Source organism: Spirosoma sp. SC4-14 (genome assembly GCF_037201965.1).
Taxonomy (GTDB): Bacteria; Bacteroidota; Bacteroidia; order Cytophagales; family Spirosomataceae; genus Spirosoma.
This window is the reverse complement of record NZ_CP147518.1, coordinates 2,816,003-2,840,000: the sequence shown is the minus strand read 5'-3', so window position 1 is coordinate 2,840,000 and position 23,998 is coordinate 2,816,003. Positions and strand designations below refer to the sequence as shown.

The following is a 23,998-nucleotide window of genomic DNA, read 5'->3' as shown; positions in this document are numbered from 1 at the left end:
AAAAGTAATGAGGAATCGCCGTAACTAAGAAAGCGATAGTCGTTTTGCAAGGCTTCGTTATAGACTCTCTTCCAGTCGTTACCGATGAGAGCCGCAATGAGCAGGATCAGTGTCGAACCGGGCTGGTGAAAATTCGTAACAATGCCTCTGCACAGTTTAAATCGATACCCTGGCGTTATATAGATACCCGTATGCGCAACCACAGAGTCGAGTTTATTTGTCTCCAGATAAGTCAGAACGGCTTGCAACGACTGCTCGATGGCTGGTTGTTGATCGATAGGCAGTTGATAGGCATAATGCTGATCGAGCAGAAATGGCTCTGCTTCCTTTCGGACCAACTTCACTCCCATCCAGTATAAGCTCTCCAGAGCTCGCATCGATGTGGTGCCAATTGGAATAATATGATCGATATGCGCTAACAGATTACGGATGTTGGCTTGTGTGTAGACTACCTGTTCGGTATGCATATGATGCAGCCGTACATCTTCAGTCTTGATGGGTTGGAATGTTCCGGCTCCCACGTGTAATGTCAGGTATTCGTAGCCAATATGGCATTGCGCAAGTTTTTCGAAAACCGCCGGGGTAAAATGCAGGCCCGCCGTAGGAGCCGCTACGGCTCCTTCTTTTTCCGAATATACAGTCTGATAGGTTTCGCGGTCGGTATCGGTTGCTTCGCGTTTCAGATAAGGCGGTAATGGTATTTCGCCCGCGTATTGAATGATCTGCGCAAATGTATGGTCGGCCGGTTGCCAGCTCAGGCGCACGACCGACTGCTCGTAATCGTACCAGGAAGCTGTAATTTCCACCCCATGCCCCATACCTGCTGCCCCCTGCAATACCAGTGTCTCATCACGTTTCCAGCGTTTACGATTGCCAACCATACCTTGCCAGATGGCTTCGCCGGTTGCTTCCATAGCCATGCTGATTGGCTGTGAATTAGGAAACGGATTCAGTAAAAAGAACTCGATCAGAGCTCCCGTTTGCTTTGTGAAATGCAGCCGTGCCGGAATTACTTTCGTATTATTAAAAACCAGAAAACTGTCTTTCGGCAACAAATCGGGTAGCTCAGAAAATTGCCGATGGCTAATCTGTCCTTTTTGGTAAAGGAGCAATTTTGACGCATCGCGTTGGGCAAGCGGAAATCGGGCGATTCGTTCATCGGGCAGATCGTACTGAAACTGGGGCAGCGTTAACTTGTCATACTCACTCATCGTCATCTGGCTTCATGAATAAACGAATTGGTAAAGCAGCCAGCACAACAACCAGAATTCCGGTGCTGAGCGGGAGTAGCCAGGCGTAGTCGATTGCCTGAATGGGCCGATCGCCACGATTAAGCAGCGAAAGAACAATTAGCCCCAGAGATAGTATGGTATTGATGGCTGCCATCAATGCCAAAAACCAATTGGACACTATCTCGTTTAACGCAGAGCGGTGGGTAGCCCATATATCAGGATTGGGAACGGGAATGCTGGCCGTTGGCAAGCGGAGAAATAACCGCGAAACTGCTTTAATGAGCGTGTTATTAATCAGAAAGATCGCTACAGCGATATAAAAAATGGTTTCGCGTTCAATAGTCTGAAGCGGCTGGTTAGCGGCATCGAAGCGAACAACTACATCGCCGGGGTAGGAAATATAGCTATTAAAAAGAGCAAATAAGAACCCAGCAATAGACAAAATGCGCCATACACGCACAAAAAAAGTACCTGCTTTCATTTATAAAGAGCGAATCGGACCGCCGAAGCGGAGTGAAAGGGTGAGACCGGCCGTCTGGCGGAGTGAAAAAATCATCCTCTTTAAGCTACTCGTTAAAATCAGGGGGCAAAGGTACGGCCAGAACAGGTGAAATCCGTTAGTTTCGCTCACTGGATTCATAGAACTATTATACTCATGGCCCAATCAGCTAATCTTCTCCCCTCTTATAAATCACTCGTCGCTCTGACACTCTATCACTCTCTGGCTCTATAAATACGATGAAAATTTACACAAAAACTGGCGATAAAGGCCAAACTGGTCTGATTGGCGGTCGTCGGGTGAGCAAAGCCGATCTCCGTATTGATGCCTACGGTACCGTCGATGAATTAAATTCCTGGATTGGTCTGGTACGCGATCAGGCTGTTAATGTTGATCGAAAAGCGTTTCTGAAAGAAATTCAGGACCGGCTCTTTACAGTTGGGGCAGAACTGGCCACCGATCCTGATAAAACCGTTAAACGAGCAATGCCAGCCATTATTCCGCAAGACGTGACATTGCTGGAAGAAGCAATGGATTCGATGGATACTGAATTGCCTGAGCTGCGGGCATTTGTGTTGCCGGGTGGTCACCAAGCCGTATCGTTCTGCCATCTGGCCCGAACCGTGTGTCGCCGTGCCGAACGGCTGATAATCGCCCTAAACAACGAATCGACAGTTGATGATCTGGTAGTACAATACATTAATCGACTGTCGGATTATTTATTTGTCCTGAGCCGAAAAATGGCACAGGAACTGGATGCCGAAGAAGTAGCCTGGAAACCACGCACCTAACTCCAAAACCAACTGCCAGTAGCGCGTTTAGGCGCAATAGTCAGCCCGCAAAATAAGGCTCACAAAAAAAAGTTGTCTTGACAACTAAATTAACTCAATCTAATTTTTTAGCTTTGTCGCAGGTGGTAGTAAAAGCCCCTAAGTCATTAGCCAATACCCTGATTATGACGACAGACGTCTTACAAATTGAATTACGGAAAGCGGAACGCTCCCGGATTCAGGAGGTAGATTTTAATCATCTGCCTTTCGGAAAACATTTCTCGGATCACATGTTTGTGGCCGACTTTATAGACGGTCAATGGCAGAATCTAATGATTGTGCCGTTCGACAACTTTACGCTAAGCCCCGCTCTGTCGTCGCTACACTACGGTCAGTCTATTTTTGAAGGCATGAAAGCCTTCAAAAATGATGCAGGCGAGGTAATGCTGTTTCGGCCCTATTCCAACTTCGAACGGATGAATGAGTCGGCCAAACGGATGTGCATGGCCACCCTGCCCGAAGAAGTATTTATGGGTGGCTTGGAGGCCCTGCTTCGCGTTGATGCAGACTGGGTGCCTAACACGCCCGACAGCTCATTGTATGTACGGCCCTATATGTTTGCTACAGACACATATCTGGGTGTAGCTCCGTCGAAAACCTATCGGTTCTGCATTTTCACCTGTCCGGTTGGTGCCTACTATTCAAACCCACCGAAGCTTAAGGTCGAAACCGAATACATTCGGTCGGCTCCGGGTGGTGTGGGTTATGCGAAATGTGCCGGCAACTACGCAGGGTCGCTGTATCCAACTCTGCTGGCTCAGCAACAAGGCTACGATCAGCTGATCTGGACCGATGCCCGCGAGCACAAATACATTGAAGAATCAGGCACGATGAATATCATGTTCATTATCGATGGTAAGCTGGTAACGCCAGCTACGTCGGACTCGATTCTGAAAGGTGTTACCCGTGATTCGATTTTGCAGATTGCCCGTAGCTGGGGCATGACCGTTGAAGAGCGGTTGGTCTCGATTGAGGAAGTGATCAATGGTATTGAAAGTGGTCGTTTAACCGAAGCCTTCGGTGCCGGAACGGCCGTGGGTTCATCGCCCTATTCACTGATTGGCTACAACGGCAAAGATTATATGCTACCTGAATTTGCACCGGAAGATTCTTTCGCTATTCGGGTCAGAAATTATTTGTCAGATCTGCGCACCGGTAAAATCGAAGATAGCTTCGGTTGGATGTATAAAGTGTAGTTTTTAGGGCTTTTCTACTAAAACAAACCCATTTAGGCATAGCAGAGTCCGTATAAAAACACAGCACAGGCTTTGTGTTTTTATACGGACTCTGCTTGTTTCTTTTGTAGCTCGACACATTACGGCTTCCTGTAGGAGCCCAATATCAGCAATTATTTTCTTCTGATGGCTAGCACTTCGAGTTTGGGCATATAATTCCAGTCGCCATAGTTGCAGACAGCCCGTAGATTACCACTTACAAAAACAGTATCTATATCATTTACTTTTCCTGTCAAAAATTCAGGATTGCAGTACGTTGCTACACCTGACACCTCACCCCGCTTAATCTCATCCACATTCAATAGCTGAATTATCCCTTGATTATGGATTGCCAAAGCATTGGTAAGCACTAGCCTGGGTGTACCCTGACAATCACAACCATAATTCACAGCCGCTTCCGGCTCCGGCTTATGGCATGAAAATGTGGTAACAATCAAAATCACCAGATAGACAACTGTCTTCACAACTTCAATTCGTATGCGATCCTGTACCAAAGTAGTACCAATACTTTAATTTGTCAATCGTGAAATTCCAGACCTTCATAGAGCTTATTCGAGGACTTTGTAGACCAGAATCAATCCAGATTGATGTCAAACAGCTGCCTCAAATTTAATTTAATAACTATTTAATTGTCTTTTTCCAGACTAAGTAAATATTCATATAATTTAGCCACATCAATAGGTAGCTACAACCAAATTGATGTGGCCATGAAAAATACTACACTACTCCTATCCCTGATCGTTATTGTTACGTTGTTCAACTCCTGCAAAAAGAACGATGTTCAGCCTCAGCTTAATCTTATCCAAAATGGTGATATGGAAGCCAGTCCATGGAATGATTGGGGTTTCGGTTTTGGAAGCAACCTGAATTCAAACCCCAATAATTATACGACAGAATACACAACAGAAGCGGCCAGCTCGCCTACCCACTCTATTAAACTAAAGTGTGACGCAGTCAAAAATGACACCACATTTTCTTATCTCTATCAGCGCCTTTTAGGCGGCACTATTTCCACCGGGGCCAAACTAACCCTAAAAATTAAAATCAAAACTGTAAATGTTCAAGGCAACGGAATTTCTGTAGCCATGCGGGGAGACAACATTGCGGCAGGCAAATCAACTTTTTTTACAACCACTCAAGGGACAACCGTAATTTCAGGGAGTAGCGATGCATTTACCGAATACACTGTTAGGTTAGATTCATTTCCTGCTAACACTGATTACCTATACATATTCTTAGTTTTTCTACCGAAAACAACAGGGACAGCTTACATGGATGATGCCTCTCTGATCGTCAATTAATCCCTGGAATAGCGTTTTTCCACCTATGACAGTTAACCAACGTTTTACCGTTAACCTCATCTGTGCAATGTATAACTATATCAATAATGCACGAGTGACAACAATTTGCTGTTTTCTTAGCTATTGCCTGCTATTAATCGGCTGCAAATCAACAACTCCTGACCCACTTCAAGATCTATCTACAGATCAAATTGCTACCGTTCAAGCTTTAAACAATGTTATTTTTCCTATTCAGGATGCTAACCCGTCCAGAGATTTTACAGACCTATCGCCACTGGACACGCTTTTAGCTAAAGCTCAGCTTGTCGGTATGGGCGAAGGCACTCACGGCACCCGCGAGTTTTTTCAAATGAAAGATCGCCTGTTCCGGTATCTGGTACAAAAACATGGCTTTCAGACAATCGCTTTTGAAGCTAATTTCGGACGCTCGGTTATTGTTAACCGATTTCTTCACGGCCAAACCTCAAACCTAGCGTCGGCTACAGATGCCGCTAAAAGTATGTATTTCTGGACGTGGTCTACTGATGAAGTTCGTGAGCTTCTTCAGTGGATGAAGGAGTATAACATGACTAAATCGGCTAATCAGCAATTATCGTTCTATGGCTTTGATTGCCAATATGCCGATGATGAATTTCCCCTGATTAGAGAGTTTCTGAGCAAAGTTGATCCTCTTTCCTTACCAAAAGCTGATTCATTGTCCAGCTTGTATAAACTTACGGCTAACAGCTCAGCCACTGATTCAATTCGACAACAGTATGGTCAGCAGATACAAAGTCTCTATAATTCATTTGTAAGAAATGAGAACAAATGGGCTAGCCAGGGAGGCCAACAAGACTACGAAATAGCCAGGCAGGCCGCTCGTATCCTGATCCAGCTACAAGATTTGACGAGTGGAGACAACTGTAATTATTTTATCAAGCGAGATAAGTACATGGCGGAAAATGTTCAGTGGATGTTAACGAATATGCATATAGACAAGGTCAGTTTATGGGCCCATAACTACCATATCTCATCTCTCTCCAATGGCTCTTGTAATCAGCCTTCTATGGGAGGCTATCTTAAAAATCAGCTAAAGGATAAGTATCTTACTATTTGCACTTTATTTACAAATGGAACCTTCACGGTTCGTGATGCATCGGCTAGCAATGCCCCTCTTACTCAATTATCGGCACACACGGGCGATGTCAAAACCTCCTTTAATAATCTGTTTGGAAAGGTAAAGTATGTCAACTTCGGGCTGAATTTAAATCAGGGTCAACTAGATCCGACGATAAAAAGCTGGCTAGATACCAATTCTCCCTTGCTGGAGGTAGGAGCCACTTTTGATCAAAGTAAGGCATCTCAATATTACAGTGTAACAGCTCTGAAAGGCCGATTCGATATACTTCTTCATTTTCGGGATACATCCCCATCGCAGCTACTCCCTTAATTTCACAGCTAAATCTTCATCTAAATCACTCCACTACCATGATTCGATTTTTTCTAGTACTGATTACACTGGCCTGCTCACTAGCCAATGGCTTTGGACAGTATAAGGTCTACAAGGACGAAAAAGGACAGCTATTGACCAGCGTCGATACGTATGGTGCCACTACAATCAAATCGACCGCCTACAATCAGGTTGTTTACATCGGTAGCCCTTTTTTAAACTATCCCATCTGGCAGGAAGGTACAATTCAACTGGACCGTTCGGGAAAACCAATTGCCTGTCGGATCGCCTATAATATGGCTACGAATGAAGTATTCTGCCAGCTAGGTGAAGACTCTACAACAAAAATCATTACGCCGGAAGTGTTTACAATCGATGGAACGGAATACGTTCGCCAACGAAATAATTTACTCGGAATCGATTATCGACTCTATGCCAAGGTTCTGCACAACGGCCCAACCCAGCTTCTGCAAAGCACAACAAAACAGTTGGAGCCCATGAATAGTACCGATGCGCTGGGCAACCGGCACAATCGGGAACTGAACCTCCAGGGAGTTTACCGTACTCTAACAAACCATTACATCCGCAAAGGAGATGCCCGTCCAGAATTAATTAGTTTAACAAAAAAATCGCTATTGGAAGCATTTTATGATCAATCAGAAGCCATAGCTCCTAAAATTCCCAACGGGGCCCTTAGCCAGTTTGACGTGATCGACGTAATCAATGCTTACGATTCGCTGGTAGCCGCAGCTCGGGTTGGCTCTTCCCCGCTCAGTCAGAATTCGCTGTTTACCCAATCGTTACATAGCCAGATCATTTACCCAGCCTGGGTTGGGAATCAGGGAATTTATAGCCGGGTTTATGCCGGATTTGAGATCGATTCGCAGGGTATTGTACGGAATGTAACCATCCTGAGTCCAACCAATGCCGGTTTTGGTTTTGCTCAGGAAGTTCAGAAGGCACTGGAAAAACTACCAAACCTCGACCCCACTTATCGAGGTTCGTATGTATTGCCTGTTACGTTTACCTATACCAATAAAAAAGAACAATCGGGGGCTCATGTTCCAGTCAATCAACTACCCGAAGAGCGCATGAAAGGACGTATGCTGTTAGACGAATTTACCGTTCCCTGGGTTGTTACGAAGCCAATAACCACTACCCGAGAGGTATGGGGCTATTATCCCTAGACTACTTATTTGGCCAAAGCGGTGGCGGTTCCGTTGCCAGTAGATTCCATGCTGATTTTTAGCCCAAAATCTTTGCCTTTCGAAACATCTTTCAGCAAAATGGACTGGCCTTTGGGGCCGGTCCATACCATTCCGTTGCCACTCGGCTTTCCTGTTCCATAGCGGGCATTAAAATAAGCTCCCAAGTCTTTCTGGAATCCATCAACCGATGGTCGGCTATTCAGGTATAAATCGACTTCAATGGCCGAAACTTTCTGATTGGCCTGGTAATACAACATATCAGCCGATTCGAGATTTTTGAATTCGACGGTATAGCCTGCATGTTTTTCGTCGTTTTCAAACAACTCGGCCTTTTCGGTGCTTTTCACCTCGGCAAAATCGTCGCCCAGGTTGACACCCCGCCAGTCGTTATTGGCATTTAACCCTAATTCAGCTAACCGATCAGTAATGGGTACATCGGTGGTTGCGGCTGTTGCGTTGGTTGAGCCACTAGCTTCTTCTTTAGTTTGTTTTGTGTCTCCACAATTCTGAAAAAATAGCGCAATGCCTAACAGAAAAACAATGCCGTACTGTTTGTTCATGATTCTATGATTGATCCAACAAAGTTAACGCTCATGGGCGACTTCTGACAGGAATTGTGATTTGGCCCGTAGCCTGTTAGTAATCTGGATTAAAACGCAATTAATTATAACTTTATGAAGTTTATATTATAATTTTCAGACAATGGACGGCAGTAGTCCATTGAAAAGCGTTATACTAGACCAACGAAGATATTCTACTGCCCCTATAGACAATTTTCTATTATGATTTTTTCCTTATTCGGTGCCGATAAAATTCCATTTGATAGTGTACACATCCTTGAGAAAAATATTCCGAATATAATCGTATGGGCCGTACCTTTCATGCTGTTTTTTACGGTAATAGAAATGGTCGTTAATTATTATCAGGAACACGAACATTACGAAAAGAAAGAAACAATTGGCTCTATTCTGGTTGGGCTCGGTAATCTGGTTGTAAGTGCAGGGCTTAAACTCGGCCTGATTTACTTATGTATCTGGATTTACAATCTTCTGCCCTGGCGGATGGAATTGCAGTGGTGGACACTTATTCCCTGCTACATCATTTACGATTTTTTCAGTTACTGGGCGCACCGCGTATCACACGAACAGCGGTTCTGGTGGGCAACCCACGTTGTTCACCACTCTGGCGAACATTATAACCTGACCGTCTCGTACCGGCTTAGCTGGATTCAGCATCTGAAAATCATCTTTTTCCTACCCGTTGCCTTCCTGGGCTTTCACCCAATTATTTTCTTCATTACCAACCAAATTGCGGTTCTGTTTCAGTTTTGGGTACATACCGAATACATTCGTCGAATGCCCGCCTGGGTTGAATATATTTTTGCAACGCCATCGAATCATAGGGTTCATCATGGATCGCAGGAAAAATATATCGACAAAAACTTTGGCGCAACGTTCATTTTCTGGGACCGAATGTTTGGCACCTACCAGCCCGAAGAAGAGCAGGTTATTTATGGTATAACGACCAACATTCCTAACAAGGCGAATCCGCTCATTATCAATTTCCACGAAGTTGCCGACATGATCAACGATGTGCGGAATGCCAAAGGGTTGCGCAAAAAGCTCTTCTACATCTTCGGAAGCCCAGTAAAAATCGCGGAAGAGAAGAAACAAGTGCTCATCAAAGCCCCCGAAGAGGCCGAAGTACCTGCATAATTATAGTCAATGATCATTTGCTGGCTATCCAATGACCATTGACTAATGACAATAACCTCAACTCACTCGTTTTCCGTGTAGCAGCATATCGACCGCATCGCTGAACGATCCGGCTTTGATTACCTCACCAGCATTGATGAAAAAGATCTCATCGGCACTCTCAATGGTATTGAGTCGGTGGGCAATGATAATGCGGGTTGTTTTTTCGGGTAGATTTTCCAGAATTTCACTTAGTAACTGCTCCGTAATCGTGTCGATATTCGCGGTGGCTTCGTCGAGAATCAGCAGATCAGGATTTCGCAATACGGCTCGCATGAAGGCAATAAGCTGACGCTGTCCCAGACTGATGGCATCGCCACTAGCCTGCACTTTCGTATCCAGCCCATCGTCGAACCGCTCCAGTAGCCCTTCCAGATTAGCGTCGTGGATTACCCGCGCCAACTGCTCATTTGTAAACGATTGGTATTGTTCGTTTCCGTATAGAATGTTATCGCGTACGGTTCCGGTAAACAGAAACGGTTCCTGCAAAATGAAGCCAATTTTCTGCGTACGATCCTGAGCACTGTAGGACCGAATATCCCTCCCATCGAGCCATACCATACCACTGCTGGGGTCATATAGCCGCGCAATCAGCGATGCAGTGGTTGTTTTTCCACCACCGGTGGGCCCAACAAGTGCATAGGTTTTACCTCGTTCGAGTTCAAAGCTGATATTATGAAGCACTTCGCGGCCATTAGGATAACTAAACGACACGTTCTCAAACGCCAATAAGGCCGAATTGAGTGCTTTGCCATTACTTTCGACTGTATGCAGATTGCTTTGCAGTGACAATAGTTGAGAAATTCGATCCCAACCCGCGAGGGCAATCTGAAAACCTGACCACAACGTAGCCAGTTGACGTAATGGGTTATAGAAGTTATTTACATACGACAGAAAGCTGATCAGCAAACCAATTGTAAACCGATCGATCGAAATCAGGTAAATGCCAAACGTAAGCACAATCAATTGCCCCATGTTGGCCGCAATACCATAAACTGGCATAAACACATTGTTGGCCAGGCCAGCACTGGTAGCAGCCCGGTAGTTCTGCTGATTAACGGCATCGAAGCGTTTTCGGAAATAATCGCGTCGGTTAAAAGCAACAATGACTTTAAAATTGTCGAGGCTTTCCTGGATTTCGGCACTCATCCCGCCAATGCTTTTCAGGCTTAGAGCATTTCTCCGTTTTACCCAGGCTGAGGTTGCTTTGGTAAAAATCCATACGATCAATGCTGGAATCAGTGCGGCTGCTCCCAGGGGCAGATCGATAGACAACAGAAATAGCCCCGATCCGGTCATAATAGCAATGCTACTGACAAACTGCATCAGCGATTGCGAAAAAAACTGATTCAGTTTGTCGGTATCGTTATTTACCCGCGAGATAAGGTCACCTGCCTTGTTCTGGTTAAAGAACGCAACGGGCAACTCCTGCAACTTGCTGAAAACAGCATTGCGCAGTCGAAATAGCGTTCGCTGACCAACAGTGCCCATCAGACGGGTTTGCATATAGTTCGTGCCAAAGGCTACCAGATACATACCAAACAGAAAGGCAGCATTACGCAACACGCCACCAAATTGCTTTGTTACCACATATTCGTCGATGGTGCGGCCAATCAGCATTGGTCCAACCAGAGTTAACACCGAATTGATCAGCACTGCCACAAACGCCATAATCAGCGTTTTCCGCTCATCGCTAATCAGGTCCAGTAATTTTCGGAGGGCTTTGTAGGTGGCGTTTTTTTCTTCTTTTTGCCCAACGAACTGGTTAAGATCGTAATTCATACTGGCTGGTGCTGCGTTGCGATTGATAAATCTGAACGTATTCGGGACTGCTATTCATTAACTCGGTATGAGTACCCTGGGCAATGATTTCGCCCTCCATAAGTAAAATGATCTGTTCATAATCTGCTACGGAGGCTATTTTCTGGGTTACCGAAATCAGTGTCAAATCGGGGTAATTCTGCCGGACATTCTGTAAAATCTTCTGTTCAGTACTGGCATCGACCCGGGCCGTAAAATCGTCGAGCAACAACACACTCGGATTCAACGCCAGTGCACGTGCCAGCATGATGCGTTGTTTTTGCCCACCCGAAAGGCTACTTCCGCGTTCAGAAACGACGGTTTGTAATTTCTCGGGCAACGACTCGACAAATGCCCGCAGTTCGGCCGTATCAATAGCCTTTTGCAGTGATTCGTCTGTAACGCTATCACTAAACGCAATATTCTCCCGAAGACTCATATTGAAAATGATACTGTCCTGAAAGACAAATCCAACCTGCCGATGAAAAGCATCTTCATCATAGTCGGCAATGGGAAGCCCATCGTAGCAAACAGCGCCTTCATTAGGCTCGATCAGTCCAGTGAGCAGAAACAGTAACTGACTTTTACCGGCCGCCGTTGGCCCAACAATGGCGGTTCGGGTGCCTGCTTTTATCGATAAGGATACGTCTTTGAGAGCGGGTTTTTCGCCGTAAAAAACAGATACCTGCTCTAATTCAATAGTTCCCCGAATAGGCTGATCGATGGTGCCGGTCTGGCTGGATTCGGAAGCCATCAATACCTGATTGACCCGCTCATAAGCCGCCGAAGCCTGAGCAATTACGCTACTCATAAAACCAATGACTATGATTGGAAAAATCAGCAGGGCCAGATAACTATTGAACGCGGCAAATTCGCCCAGTGTCATACTACCCGTAATCACAAAATGCCCTCCCAACACCAGAATGGTCAGTCCTGCCATGTTGGCGGTAAAACTAATAACGGGGATGAGAGCCGCAAATAGTCGAAGAATAGAAATACCAATATTTTTAGAATCGGTATTGGCAGCTATAAACTTATCATATTCAAGCTGTTGCGAATTAATTACACGAATCAGCGACGCTCCCAGTACGCTTTCGTTTATTACTTTATTAAGCCAGTCGATCACTTCTCGTCCGCGCATAAACAACGGACGAACTTTTCGCATCAGCATAAAGAAAGCACCACCGATGATAGGAACAATGGCCAGCACCGCCAACGCCAGTTTCCAGTTGATGCTGAGCAGCAGAATACTGGCACCAATGATGATACATAGCGACGAGACAATAGAAACAATAGCCTGTGAAACAAACGTTTTTACCGAATCAATATCCGATGTCAGGTTGGTCAGGAGCCGCGCCGGGCTAATTTGCTGAATATAGGCAAAGTTCTGCCGCGAGATTTTAGCCGCCAGTTTTGTGCGCAGATCCCGAGCTACAGCTTCCGAAGCATACGTTTGTACAACACTCTGTATATACGTAAAAACAAAAATGAACAGGGCAGCTCCCATGAACTCGACAATCATCGTTTTCAGTAAAAAATGCCCGGCAGCATACTGGTCGATTCCTTTCGAGATTAACATAGGCAACACCAGATTCACGCCGTTGCTAACCAGTGCCAGCACAATCAGCAGCAAGATAATTCGGGAATAAGGCGTTAACAGGGCCATCAGAGGAAACGATGGCTTGGGGCGTTGTTTTGGGGAGGATGTAGCGTTGGCCATACGGGTTGTATTCTACGCAGCCTTCAGACTCAAACTCGGCTGAAATGCCATTCCAAAGGTAGTCAGATAAGGCCACTCTTTCCAAAAAACCATACTCAGAAGCTGGTCATGAAAGTAGGTTAGGCACTTTTGCCGCTTTGATGTGCATAGGCCTCTGTCTGGTATGTACGACTTACGCATACGGAACAGAATAATGGCAGGCTGTTTTTTTGCACTAGTGCAGTGGCTATTTTCTGACCTACACGTTGTCAGTCATGGCTATCAACCCAATCACTCAATCCCGATAATGGAAAACAAATCCGGTAATTTCCGATGGAGCGTAGTTGCGCTACTTTTTTTTGCAACCACCATCAACTACCTCGATCGACAAGTGATCGGCCTGCTCAAACCGACGCTCGAAGACGAATTTAACTGGACAGAAACTGACTACAGTCGCATTGTTATGGCCTTTACAATGGCCTACGCAACCGGCTATCTGGTTTTTGGTCGATTTATCGATAAAATTGGCACAAAGTTAGGCTATACGATTTCGCTCATTGCCTGGAGTATTGCAGCCATGTTCCATGCTGTTGCCACAAGTACGCTGGGCTTTGGCATTGCCCGTGCAGCCCTGGGCCTGGGCGAGGCAGGCAATTTTCCGGCGGCCATCAAAGCAGTTGCCGAATGGTTTCCTAAAAAAGAACGGGCCTTTGCTACAGGTATTTTCAATTCGGGAACCAACATTGGTGCGGTGGTTGCGCCAGTAATGGTCCCCTGGATTCTGGGCGCTTATGGCTGGGAAGAGGCCTTCATCATTACGGGAGCAATTGGCTTTATCTGGCTCATTTTCTGGTTTATTTTCTACGAATCGCCCAATCGTCAAAAACGGGTGTCGAAAGCCGAATTAGCCTATATCCACAGCGACATTGACGCCGAAGAAAATGCAGCCCCTGTTCGTTGGGGCCGCTTGTTTGGCATTCGGCAAACCTGGGCTTTCGTTTTCGGCAAAATGCTGACCGATCCCATCTGGTGGTTTTTTCTCTTCTGGCTCCCCTCCTATTTTTCTACTACGTTTAATCTGGATCTGAAAAAGCCGAGTTTACCCCTGGTTATTGTTTACACGGCAACTACGATTGGTAGTATTGGCGGTGGGTACTTATCATCGTACCTCATTCGTCGGGGCTGGACCGTTTTCAGAGCCCGCAAGACCACCATGTTCATTTTTGCACTTTGTGTAGTACCCATTGTGGCAGCCCGTTATGCTACCGATATCTGGCAGGCAGTAGCCCTCATCAGTCTGGCAGCAGCTGCTCACCAGGCCTGGAGTGCTAACATTTTCACGACCGCATCGGATGTGTTTCCGAAGAAAGCAGTTAGTTCGGTCATTGGTATTGGCGGAACAGCCGGTTCCATTGGGGGGGTTCTGTTTCCAATGCTCGTCGGCTGGATTCTGGATACCTACAAAGAAGCTGGCAACCTTAATGGCGGCTACAATCTAATTTTCATCATCTGCGGCAGTGCATATTTAGTGGCCTGGGCCATTATGCACTTCTTTACCCCCCGCATGGAAATGGTTAAGCTCGATGAACCAGCCGAGTCGCCATCGAGGGAATTAGCGAATTAGCGATTGAGTGAATTAGCAATTGAGCGACTGGATAGAAGCTATTATTCGCTAATTCACTCAATTTCGTTATTCCTGCGCGTCAGGCTGGGGATCGATAGTGGTTTTTACGGGAACGATTTTTGTGGTTTGCCCGGTTTTTCGTTCTTCGATCTGTTCAAGCAGTTTGAGACCCATCAGCCCATTGAGCGATCCGTCGGAACCAGTACCGGCACCGTTGATCACAATGTCGGGAATGATGCGAATCTGTCCTTTACCAATTTCTTCGGTGATCTTGAAACGGGTAAAGTTTTCGTCGCCCATCGCTTTCACCTGCAATTCGTAGGCTTCGGCGGTCGAACGGCCAATGGCCAGAATTTTCTCAGCTTCAGCCGTACCGGTCTTGGCAATTCGTTCAGCTTCGGCCTCGGCGGTTAGCTTGGTAGCTTCGGCATCAGCTGCTGCCTGCCGACGACGCGCTTCGGCATTAGCCTCGGCCCTGATTTTGGTGGCTTCGGCCTCGGCACCAACCTGAAGTTTCAGGCTGCGTGCTTCCCCTTCCGATTTTTTCACCGCAGCATCGGCCGTACGCTGGGCTATTTCTACACTCTGCTGCGCCTTAACCACCTCACGCTGAATGTCGGCCAGCGCCGTTTCGCGCTCCATGCCTTGCCGTTTTTCCTGGGCCATTCGTTGCGTTTCGTAGGTTTTTTCCTCTTCCTGTGCAATTTTCCGATCGGTCAGGGTTTTCATCAGACTGTCGGGTGGCACAATATCACCAATCAACGTATCGACGGCGTTTACGTTATAAACTTCCAGCACTGCCCGAATATGTTCCCGAGCGGCTTCCTGCCGTTCTTTTCGGGTACTCAAAAAGGCGATTACGTCCGAATCCTGAGCTGAGTTTCGGAAATAGTTACCGATGGTTGGCTCCAGCACCTGCGACACAAGATTGGTCATGCTCCCAAACCGGGCAATCACTTTCGGGGCCTCAACGGATGGAATATGAATAATTTGAGCCACGTCGAGGTTGAACGGGAAACCGTCTTTTGACCGGACGGTAATGGTCGAGAGGTTGCGGTCGAGAGCATGAGCTTCTGTACGGGCATTGGCCCAGTTCAGCACCAGGTTGGTCGTTGGTACACCTTCGACTTTCATGGTGTAGCTGTTGATCGGGTATTTTCCTGGACCCAGCGGTTCCATCCAAACGCCCCGGAATCCTTTCCGAACAATGTTTCCGTGTTTAAACGACTCACCCGTCAGGTCTTCGCCATCTTCACCAATATATGAAATCACAACGCCAACATGCCCAATTGGTACTTCTGTCATCGGGATTTCTTCAATCTGCACCGCCCAGGGATTAATATAGTACGACCCAGCAAGCACCACCTGCGGCTGCAAGCCACGATTACCACCCTGTTGCAGAAAATAATCAATATTCTGGAAGTTGTTATGTCCTTCGATATGCCGTCCGGCAATCTGCCCCGGAGGCAAAGGAGCACCATCGAGCGTGGTAATAACGCCGACCATATTCTCATGAATAACGGTCATATCGGCAATCGTGATCGTGAAAGCATAGGGGTTGATCCGGTACGTTCCGGGCGTAAGTAAGGCCGTTTGTCGTCCTTTCTGCCCGTTGTTGGTCAGAAATCGTTCGGTATCCTGAAAATTGTCGCAGTCGACCCGACGGGCCAGAATATTACCCGTTGGCAATTCGGTGCCGTCGTTGGCTAGTACCAGGCCAATTTTTCCTTCAGGAATAACCGTAAATGGCTGCATGGCGATACCATACTGCCAGGGCCACATCCACCAGTACAGACCCGGAGCCAGTGTTTGCGCCTGATAACCGGCTTCGCCTTTCGTTGCAATGATCCGACCGTCGGGCAAGCCACGTGCGTCGCCCACCAACACATATTTTTTTGTAACCAGCCCGATTCGGTCTTCGGGCACAATTACCATACCGAACAGAAAGCGAAGCACCCATTTATAGAGTACAATCGCCAAAAAAAGCGCAACCACCCAGGCCCAGCCCGAAAGGAAAGGTACGAGTTCCATAATGAAAAATGATTTGAATGGTTAAGAATGAATGGATTAATTGGTCAGTTGCCTTCGGCGCCATTCGTTGTACTTGTCAAAACCAATGACCAGTAACTACTGACCGATGACTAGTGACCGATGACTAATTGGGAAACATGCCGATGCAGCTACATGGGAGTAGAGAAGATTGGGTTGATGCCTCAAATGTAGTGGGCACAACAAGGCTTAACCAACCAAATCGGGATGATTGGTTACCAGACAATCAGATTGTGCTGAGGAATTGATGAACGGAATACCTAAAATTGCTGCGCCAGATTGAAGAAGAAACCGGTGTTCCCCTGCCGGTTGATGGTACCGCTGAAACGCATGACAAAATTATAATACGTAACAATATCAAGGCTCATCCCCGTCCCTAACAGGAGTTGATTGGCCAATCGACTCTGATACTGTTCTGCCACCGTGCTACAAACATAACCAGCATCGCCAAAGGCCGTAATATAAGCTGCTATGGGCAATGTATTGAACTGTCGAATGTGAAGCCAGTTTAATTGCTTGCGGGTATTGAATAACTGATACCGAATGCTATTACGCCAGATAGCTGTCCGTTGGCCATCGATCACAAATAATTCATACCCCCGCACCATATCAACCGAATTACCTAAGCCCCGGAGGTTAAAATACGGTTGGCGCGTTGGCCATGTCGAACGGGCACGAACCGTACCTGTTGCATAAAACTTACCCCCCAATGGCCAATAGCGCGTCAGCGAAGCCGACACATCTAAAAAGTGAAAATTGTCGTGCGGTAAAATACCGGCCACTCCTACTACCCCCGTAAACAGCGTTCCGCGAAGTGGATAAGAAACGTTATCCCGCCGATCGTATCGGTAACCATAGCTGATCGACATATACTGCTGTTCGGTGCGCGAATCCAGAAAATAATCAGGATTCAACCGGGCAATGGTATCGGCGATGGTGTTTCGCGAGTAGCGCGTATCGAGTGTATGATAGTGATACAGACCACGCCGGTGGGTCAGTATGACGGCAGCATAGGCTCGCGAGCGCAACTGCTCTTCATTTTTCACATATACCCATTTATCGAACTGGGTTCGGTAGGGAATTTCTTTGTTGGTGCTATACGACAGGTCGACGCGCAACCCAATCCGCTGAGCCCGATCGATATACGGTTTTGAGTACGATAGCACCGTGCGCTGCAAAAACCCCCGTTCAAAAATTACCTGAAGGACATCGTTATTGCCCGTTACGTTTCGGTAGCTAAGTCGGGCGCCGTAAATTACCCGGCGCAGATCGCGCCCCCGGTCATACCACCATTCATTAAAATTACGGTCGGCCAGATCGAATACGGGGTAAGCAATCAGATACCACCGTTCCTTCATAGCTACGCTCAGGTCGAGCCACCCTACCTGTGTCGAATCATCGGGAGGTATCAAAATTGTTGACAAATCGACGGTTACAAACAGGTTAGTATTGCTGATGTTGCGCTGATCCCAGGCGAGCCTGCCTGGCAGTTCGGCCAGTCGTACAGTATCGCCAACGTGGAGGGTCATTTCCCGAAGAATTATTCGATCGCGGGTGCGGTAATTTCCCTGAAGTGTTACAGACCGAACAATCACTGACCGCGACGAATCTACCGGCGTACTGGCTGACGCACTCAAAACGGAGAGTAAAAAAGCCGCGAGCAGTAAAACGACCGGAAGCCGACAGTTCGGAGTCATGCTTAAATTTACGGCTTTTCAGAAAAATAAGACAAAAAATTCTCTTTATCCTTCAAACCTGTGTGTATTATTGTTGTCCATTCGTTAAAATTACAGCTAGTATATAACTTATTCTGTACATGCAGACTGAAAAAACTCAGAAACCCTCCGCCGTGACTAAACCTACATTGAGTTTTTGGCAAATCTGGAATATGAGCTTCGGCTTTTTGGGGATTCAATACGGCTTTGGCCTGCAACAGGCCAATATGAGTCCTATTTATCGCTACCTGGGTGCCGATGAAGCCTCTATTCCTGGTCTTTGGCTCGCTGGCCCATTGACAGGTTTATTACTCCAGCCTATCATCGGCGCGGTTTCGGATCGTAGCTGGTCGCCACGGTGGGGCCGTCGAAAGCCATTTATTCTGGCGGGGGCATTGGCTGGGAGCATTGCAATGATTTTTATGCCAAATTCGTCATATGTCTGGATGGCAGCGGGGTTGATGTGGATGCTCGATGCAGGCCTAAATTCAGCGATGGAGCCTTTTCGGGCGTTTGTGGGCGATATGCTCAATGACAAACAACGTCCGACCGGTTTTGCCATCCAATCGTTTATGGTTGGATTTGGGCAAACCTTAGCCAATTTGATGCCTTATTTACTGCCCCTGTTAGGTATATCGATGGTCATGTCAGAAGATCAACTAGCGAATGGAATTCCTAACTCGGTGCGATATCCCTTCTACATAGGAGCTGCTGCCATTCTGATCTCCGTGCTCTGGACAATCCGTACGACGAAAGAATATCCCCCCGTCAACGACAGCTACAAAGCGCCACACGTATTTACAGATAAAGAAAAAAAATCGATTACGTTCTGGCATCTGGCTTTAGCCTTAGGAGGAGCTATTCTGGCTTTCTTTTTTGCTGCCCGTATAGGAGGTTTTGCAGTCGGAGCGCTATGGGGCTTAGGTGTGTTAGCTGGCAGTTACCTGTTCCTGATGCTTCCTATTTTCAAAGAAGTACTGGCTTCGCTCTCGGCTATGCCAACCGTAATGAAACAGCTTTGGTGGGTCAAATTCTTTACCTGGTATGGCCTGCCGCTCATGTGGCAGTATCTATCGCTGGCAGCGGCTAAATACGCTTTCAACGCGCCCGATACGATTTCCAACAAAGCTGGTTTTGAAGAAGGCACCAAATGGGGAGGTCTTTGCTTTGCCATGTTCAGTATCTCCTGTGCCGTTATTTCGGTTTTTATTCCGCGCATTGCCAAGGCCATCGGTAGTGCACGCGCCACACACGCGCTGTTCCTGACGATAGGGGCAATGGGCTTTTTTCTGACGCTCACCTCCAATGATAAAATGGTCTATCTTGTTGGTATGACGATTATCGGGTTTGCCTGGGGCTCTATCATGTCGATGCCTTATCTCTTACTGGCAAGTGCAGTCCCCAAAGAACGGATGGGCGTTTATATGGGCATTTTTAATGGCTTTATCTGCGTACCACAATTTATTGGTATGCTTACCGTACCGCTTTATTACAAACCCCTGCTGGGCGACGATCCGCGCAACGCACTTGTGCTGGCGGGTATCTGCCTGTTGCTGGCAGCCGCTTCCTGCTTCCTGGTAAAAGAAACCAGAAAGCGCGATGAGGCAACCATCCCTATTGAATTTGGTTAGCATTATGTTCAACTCTATAGACTCGTTTGGTCTTCTGACTATCTTTCAGCGTATTCCTACTAAATGACAACCTCCACCCGCCCCTATACACTTCTTTCGGTTGGCGAACTACTGGCCGACTTTATTGGGCATTATGTATCGAGCAGTTTGCTGGATTCACTGGATTTTCGGCGCTATCAGGGTGGTAGTCCGGCTAATATGGCAGCCAATATGGCCCGTTTAGGCAACAAAACAGCCATGGTAGCCTGTGTTGGTAATGATAACATTGGCAAATATCTGGTCAGAGAGGTTGCCGAAGCGGGCGTCGATACACAGTCGATTGCCATCGACCCATTAGAACCAACTACCATTGTGCTGGTATCGCGCACGGCCGGAACTCCCGATTTTGTGGCCTACCGACATGCCGACTGCCAGATCAAATCCGAACAAATACCTGATTCGCTTCTGGCGCAGGTTCAGTTGTTTCATACAACCTGTTTTGCACTTAGTCGTAAACCAGCTCAGGATACCATTGTTGAAGCCGCCAAACGCGCACAGGCTGCGGGCTGCCAGGTTAGTATTGACGCCAACTATGCGCCTTCTATCTGGCCCGACCGCGAACAGGCATGGCGCGTACTGTCCGACTACTGCTCGGCGGGAGCCCTGGTGAAACTCAGCGAAGATGATGCCGCCCGGCTCTATGGTGAACCCCAGCCAACCGAACGGATTCTGAACGATTTTCACCAAATGGGAGCCACAATGATCTGTTTTACGCTCGGCCGCGAAGGTAGCCTGGTTTCGTATGATGGCGGTAGTCGGCAGGCTAGAATCCCTGGCAAAAAAGTCGATGTGGTCGACGTAACGGGTGCGGGCGATGCCTACTGGGCAGGTTTTCTGACGGCCTTTGTCGATGGACACACACCCGAGCAATGTGCTCAGGCCGGAGCCGTGCTGGCCCAGATGAAACTCACCCGGCAAGGACCACTCCCCGGCAAAATCGACCGGGCAGTATTGTATGAGGGGTAGGCTGGTTTATAGTTTACAGTTTTCGGTGGCTCCGCAGCAGTAAGATTCTGAATAGGCGGAGCCACCGAAAACCGTAAACTTAAAGATTTTGAATGTACTTCTGTCCGCCCAGATAGCGCATCTGACGGGAAATCTGAGTAGTCCGGCGCAAAATGTAGGTCGACGGGTTTTTAATGGAAAATTGAATTGGGTTTGGTAATACAGCGGCAATACGGGCCGCTTCGCTTCGGGTTAAGGTAGCAGCCGAATGCCCATAAAATCGTTGAGAAGCCGCTTCTACCCCAAAAGTCATTGGTCCGGTTTCGGCAACGTTCAGATAAACCTCCAAAATACGCTTCTTTCCCCAGATCAACTCGATCAGAACGGTGAAATAAACCTCCAGCCCTTTGCGAATATAGCTGCGGCCATTCCACAAAAACACGTTTTTAGCTACCTGCTGCGAAATGGTGCTGGCTCCGCGTGGCCGCTTCCGATGCTGATTTTCCTTGATAGCGTCCTGAATTTCATCAAAATCAAACCCCCAGTGTGTCGGAAAGGCCTGGTCTTCAGACGCCACCACGGCCAGGGCTGCTTCTTTGCTGATTTCGTCGTATGATCGCCATTTTTTATAAATGTGCGTTCCCTCCGATCCATCGGCGTCCATCCAGCGCGACACCATCAGGGGCGTTACAAACACCGGCACATATTTCAATGCCACAACGTAACCAAGTGATCCAAAAAACAGCCAGAGAAAAACCTTGATAAAAAACCAGTAGACACGCTCCAGAATTGGCCGGTCGCGAATAAACCGGCGTGTTTGTTGCCAGCGTCCACTTTTCTGAAGACGTTGAACCGGCGAATGATCCAACTTGGGACGAGGTTGCTGAGAAGCCGTCCTGAATGTATTGGCAGGGCGCTGAGAAGTATTCATAAAAGCGAATCTGTTACGCGAAAATGAAGATTTTTCCAGTAGCGTGGACGAAATTCATGCGCTTTTGTTTCAAAAGCTTATTCACCCGTCAGACTTATTCAGCCTCCGTTGCCCTGCTTCCACTTAACGCAAAAGGGGGGCTTTGCATTTTATCTATTGATTATCACTTTTATAATTAGTTTAATGTTCGCCCCTTAATATTGAGTAAACGGCAGGCAATTGACTCAAATCCCGTCAATAAACTGCTAGTGTTGTCAACTTAATTGCGGCTAAACCTGTTACCCCTCTCAAATAATTGTGTAAGCAGACTCCCGAAGAGTCTATAATTTACGGCCAAATTACGTTAGCCACCTATTCATGAATTCATTACCTTCTCCTCCGCTTACCCGCGCCCAGGAATCGCGCGTTGCCATCGAACGCCTATACATCACTATGCGTCATTTGTTCAACCGGGGTTTTTATAAGCCATCGGGCGTGTCGGGTGAAGAGATTCGTCGGGCATTGCTGACTCTGCAACCCGAAATTTATGGCCTCGTTGGCGATCCACAACGCGTTGAACTCGATGGCCTGGTGTATGTAATGGACCGATTACCGAAGGGCATCGAATCGTGTCGGATCATTTCGCTGGCCTCGCGCGAAGGCTTCGAACACTCCCATTTCCCGGTTCTGGTTCCTGCCAAGCGTCGCCGAAACTGCTACCGAATCGACAGCGAGCAAATGGTGATTGAGGTAACAAACGGTCGCAGTGAGATCTATGACATCCTGACCCACCTCACCTTCATGTTTATGGAGGCCGATAAAATCCGGCGCAATACCTTTCAGGACCGGGGTAACCGCACCCGCGAATGGGAGAAACTGGAAGCCATTGTACAGTCGGGCGGAACCGTGTCGGACGATGAGCGGGAGCTGGCGCTGATGTATCTGAGTTCCATTCTGGGTCGTACGTTCGAAGAAACTCAGCGAGCTTACGAGCGTTTTGCCGAAAATGCCGGAACCAATAGCGGACTTTTCCAGATTGTACACGGCCTGGGCAGTGTGTCGATCCGCGAAATTCGGGAACCTAGTATCGCCCGCGAAATCAACTTTACGCCCATGCTGCGCGAACGGATTGGCCAGCACCTCTACGGCGAACGATGGGCAACCCGCATCAAACAGTACATCTGGGAAAATAACCTTCAGGAGCGACCAATTCATATTATCAGTGCCAACCCGCACAGTGTCATGAACTGCCTCTATGGACCGGCCGCCCTTGCCGACTCAACAAGTTGGGAAAACCTCTACGATCTGGCCCTTAAACTGAGCCAGCCATCCCAGCGCGAACTGCGGAAACAGGTGATTGGTTATGCAACCCAGCATGGGATGCATATTCTGGAAGACATTGCCGGAACCAGTCTGCTGGTTCAGCTCATCGACACGGCCCATCTCGACACGGCCCAGCTTGCCCAAGAGATTGTTCACGACCCGGATCACATTCGAACCGCCAAACCGCTACTGCTCATTATGGACTATGCCTTTGGTGAGCAAGCTTTCGAAACGATGGACGAACTGCTAAAGCCTTACGAACGGGGTACTGAATCGTTTCCGCTCAATGTGGCCTCTATTTCAATTATTGGTAAGGCAGGCATCCTGACTGGTGAAAAAGGTGATCTGATGATTCCGACCTCGCACATATTTGAAGGAACAGCCGACAACTATCCGCTCGACAATGACTTCTGCAAGGAGGATTTCGAAGGGCACGGTTTAGGTGTATACGAAGGTGCCATGATTACCGTATTGGGAACGTCGCTTCAGAACAAAGACGTTCTGAGCTATTTCTGCCATTCGTCGTGGAAAGCCATCGGACTCGAAATGGAAGGGGCTCATTATCAGAAAGCCATCCAGGCTCAGGCCAGAATTCGGGGCAGTATTTCGCCCGATGTAAAAGTTCGTTATGCCTATTATGCCTCTGACAATCCACTCATTACGGGGGCCACGCTGGCCTCGGGCAGTTTGGGTACATTAGGCGTAAAACCAACCTATTTAATTACAGTAAAATGCCTGGAAAAAGTATTGCAATAGAACGTTTTCGTGCTGATTT

Annotated in this window: 19 protein-coding genes (1 of these 19 only partly in view); 10 read left to right on the top strand and 9 right to left on the bottom strand. The window is 47.4% G+C overall.

Going from position 1 to position 23,998, the window contains the following annotated elements:
* Positions 1 to 1,211: the 5' portion of an S-adenosylmethionine:tRNA ribosyltransferase-isomerase gene (locus WBJ53_RS11430; RefSeq protein WP_338876253.1), read on the bottom strand. 13 nt of this gene lie to the left of the window's left edge; only the first 1,211 of its 1,224 coding nucleotides appear in the window; the start codon lies at positions 1,209 to 1,211; its stop codon lies beyond the left edge, outside the window.
* The gene (locus WBJ53_RS11425) at positions 1,204 to 1,713 is read right to left on the bottom strand and encodes a hypothetical protein (protein WP_338876252.1); all 510 of its coding nucleotides are present in this window, start codon (positions 1,711 to 1,713) and stop codon (positions 1,204 to 1,206) included. Before WBJ53_RS11425 ends, WBJ53_RS11430 begins: the two co-directional genes overlap by 8 nt.
* Before the next feature lie 257 nt (positions 1,714 to 1,970).
* Between WBJ53_RS11425 and WBJ53_RS11420 the strand changes: the two genes are divergently transcribed.
* Positions 1,971 to 2,522, top strand: coding sequence for a cob(I)yrinic acid a,c-diamide adenosyltransferase (locus WBJ53_RS11420; protein ID WP_338876251.1), 552 nt, complete (start codon positions 1,971 to 1,973; stop codon positions 2,520 to 2,522).
* Positions 2,523 to 2,686: 164 nt separating this feature from the next.
* Positions 2,687 to 3,757, top strand: coding sequence for a branched-chain amino acid aminotransferase (locus tag WBJ53_RS11415; protein ID WP_338876250.1), 1,071 nt, complete (start codon positions 2,687 to 2,689; stop codon positions 3,755 to 3,757).
* A gap of 152 nt (positions 3,758 to 3,909) precedes the next feature.
* Here the strand turns inward: WBJ53_RS11415 and WBJ53_RS11410 are convergent, their stop codons facing one another.
* A complete protein-coding gene (locus WBJ53_RS11410) occupies positions 3,910 to 4,260 on the bottom strand; it encodes a hypothetical protein (RefSeq protein ID WP_338876249.1) in 351 nt (116 codons plus the stop codon).
* Between the two features lie 243 nt (positions 4,261 to 4,503).
* Here WBJ53_RS11410 and WBJ53_RS11405 point away from each other — a divergent pair, with 243 nt between their 5' ends.
* From WBJ53_RS11405 to WBJ53_RS11395, 3 genes are read left to right on the top strand one after another with little or no spacing between them, the layout of a single operon-like run.
* Positions 4,504 to 5,097, top strand: coding sequence for a hypothetical protein (locus WBJ53_RS11405; RefSeq protein WP_338876248.1), 594 nt, complete (start codon positions 4,504 to 4,506; stop codon positions 5,095 to 5,097).
* A gap of 25 nt (positions 5,098 to 5,122) precedes the next feature.
* Positions 5,123 to 6,526, top strand: a complete 1,404-nt coding sequence (locus WBJ53_RS11400; RefSeq protein WP_338876247.1) for an erythromycin esterase family protein — start codon at positions 5,123 to 5,125, stop codon at positions 6,524 to 6,526.
* Positions 6,527 to 6,564: 38 nt separating this feature from the next.
* Positions 6,565 to 7,713 (top strand): hypothetical protein, encoded by a 1,149-nt coding sequence (locus WBJ53_RS11395; protein WP_338876246.1) that lies wholly within the window; start codon positions 6,565 to 6,567, stop codon positions 7,711 to 7,713.
* Positions 7,714 to 7,718: 5 nt separating this feature from the next.
* Here the strand turns inward: WBJ53_RS11395 and WBJ53_RS11390 are convergent, their stop codons facing one another.
* The gene (locus tag WBJ53_RS11390) at positions 7,719 to 8,294 is read right to left on the bottom strand and encodes a hypothetical protein (protein WP_338876245.1); all 576 of its coding nucleotides are present in this window, start codon (positions 8,292 to 8,294) and stop codon (positions 7,719 to 7,721) included.
* Positions 8,295 to 8,516: 222 nt separating this feature from the next.
* Between WBJ53_RS11390 and WBJ53_RS11385 the strand changes: the two genes are divergently transcribed.
* Positions 8,517 to 9,449 carry a sterol desaturase family protein gene (locus WBJ53_RS11385; protein WP_338876244.1) on the top strand — a complete coding sequence of 311 codons (933 nt, stop codon included), beginning with the start codon at positions 8,517 to 8,519 and terminating at the stop codon, positions 9,447 to 9,449.
* A 57-nt stretch (positions 9,450 to 9,506) separates the two neighbouring features.
* Here the strand turns inward: WBJ53_RS11385 and WBJ53_RS11380 are convergent, their stop codons facing one another.
* A complete protein-coding gene (locus WBJ53_RS11380; protein WP_338876243.1) occupies positions 9,507 to 11,270 on the bottom strand; it encodes an ABC transporter ATP-binding protein in 1,764 nt (587 codons plus the stop codon).
* Complete coding sequence (locus WBJ53_RS11375) at positions 11,254 to 13,008, bottom strand: ABC transporter ATP-binding protein (protein ID WP_338876242.1); 1,755 nt, start codon at positions 13,006 to 13,008, stop codon at positions 11,254 to 11,256. The genes WBJ53_RS11380 and WBJ53_RS11375 overlap by 17 nt, the downstream gene beginning before the upstream one ends.
* A 286-nt stretch (positions 13,009 to 13,294) precedes the next feature.
* Between WBJ53_RS11375 and WBJ53_RS11370 the strand changes: the two genes are divergently transcribed.
* Positions 13,295 to 14,611, top strand: a complete 1,317-nt coding sequence (locus tag WBJ53_RS11370) for an MFS transporter (RefSeq protein WP_338876241.1) — start codon at positions 13,295 to 13,297, stop codon at positions 14,609 to 14,611.
* A 66-nt stretch (positions 14,612 to 14,677) separates the two neighbouring features.
* Here WBJ53_RS11370 and WBJ53_RS11365 read toward each other — a convergent pair whose 3' ends face one another.
* A complete protein-coding gene (locus WBJ53_RS11365; RefSeq protein WP_338876240.1) occupies positions 14,678 to 16,642 on the bottom strand; it encodes an SPFH domain-containing protein in 1,965 nt (654 codons plus the stop codon).
* 278 nt (positions 16,643 to 16,920) lie between these two features.
* The gene (locus WBJ53_RS11360; protein ID WP_338876239.1) at positions 16,921 to 18,357 is read right to left on the bottom strand and encodes a BamA/TamA family outer membrane protein; all 1,437 of its coding nucleotides are present in this window, start codon (positions 18,355 to 18,357) and stop codon (positions 16,921 to 16,923) included.
* Positions 18,358 to 18,476: 119 nt separating this feature from the next.
* Between WBJ53_RS11360 and WBJ53_RS11355 the strand changes: the two genes are divergently transcribed.
* A complete protein-coding gene (locus WBJ53_RS11355) occupies positions 18,477 to 20,006 on the top strand; it encodes an MFS transporter (RefSeq protein ID WP_338876238.1) in 1,530 nt (509 codons plus the stop codon).
* Positions 20,007 to 20,069: 63 nt separating this feature from the next.
* A complete protein-coding gene (locus WBJ53_RS11350; RefSeq protein WP_338876237.1) occupies positions 20,070 to 21,011 on the top strand; it encodes a carbohydrate kinase in 942 nt (313 codons plus the stop codon).
* Positions 21,012 to 21,090: 79 nt separating this feature from the next.
* Here the strand turns inward: WBJ53_RS11350 and mtgA are convergent, their stop codons facing one another.
* Entirely contained in the window at positions 21,091 to 21,921 is an 831-nt protein-coding gene (gene mtgA / locus WBJ53_RS11345; RefSeq protein ID WP_338876236.1) for a monofunctional biosynthetic peptidoglycan transglycosylase, read from the bottom strand.
* A 357-nt stretch (positions 21,922 to 22,278) separates the two neighbouring features.
* On the opposite strand from mtgA, the gene WBJ53_RS11340 reads away from it, so the two are divergent.
* Positions 22,279 to 23,979 carry a hypothetical protein gene (locus tag WBJ53_RS11340; RefSeq protein WP_338876235.1) on the top strand — a complete coding sequence of 567 codons (1,701 nt, stop codon included), beginning with the start codon at positions 22,279 to 22,281 and terminating at the stop codon, positions 23,977 to 23,979.
* Positions 23,980 to 23,998 lie beyond the last annotated feature (19 nt).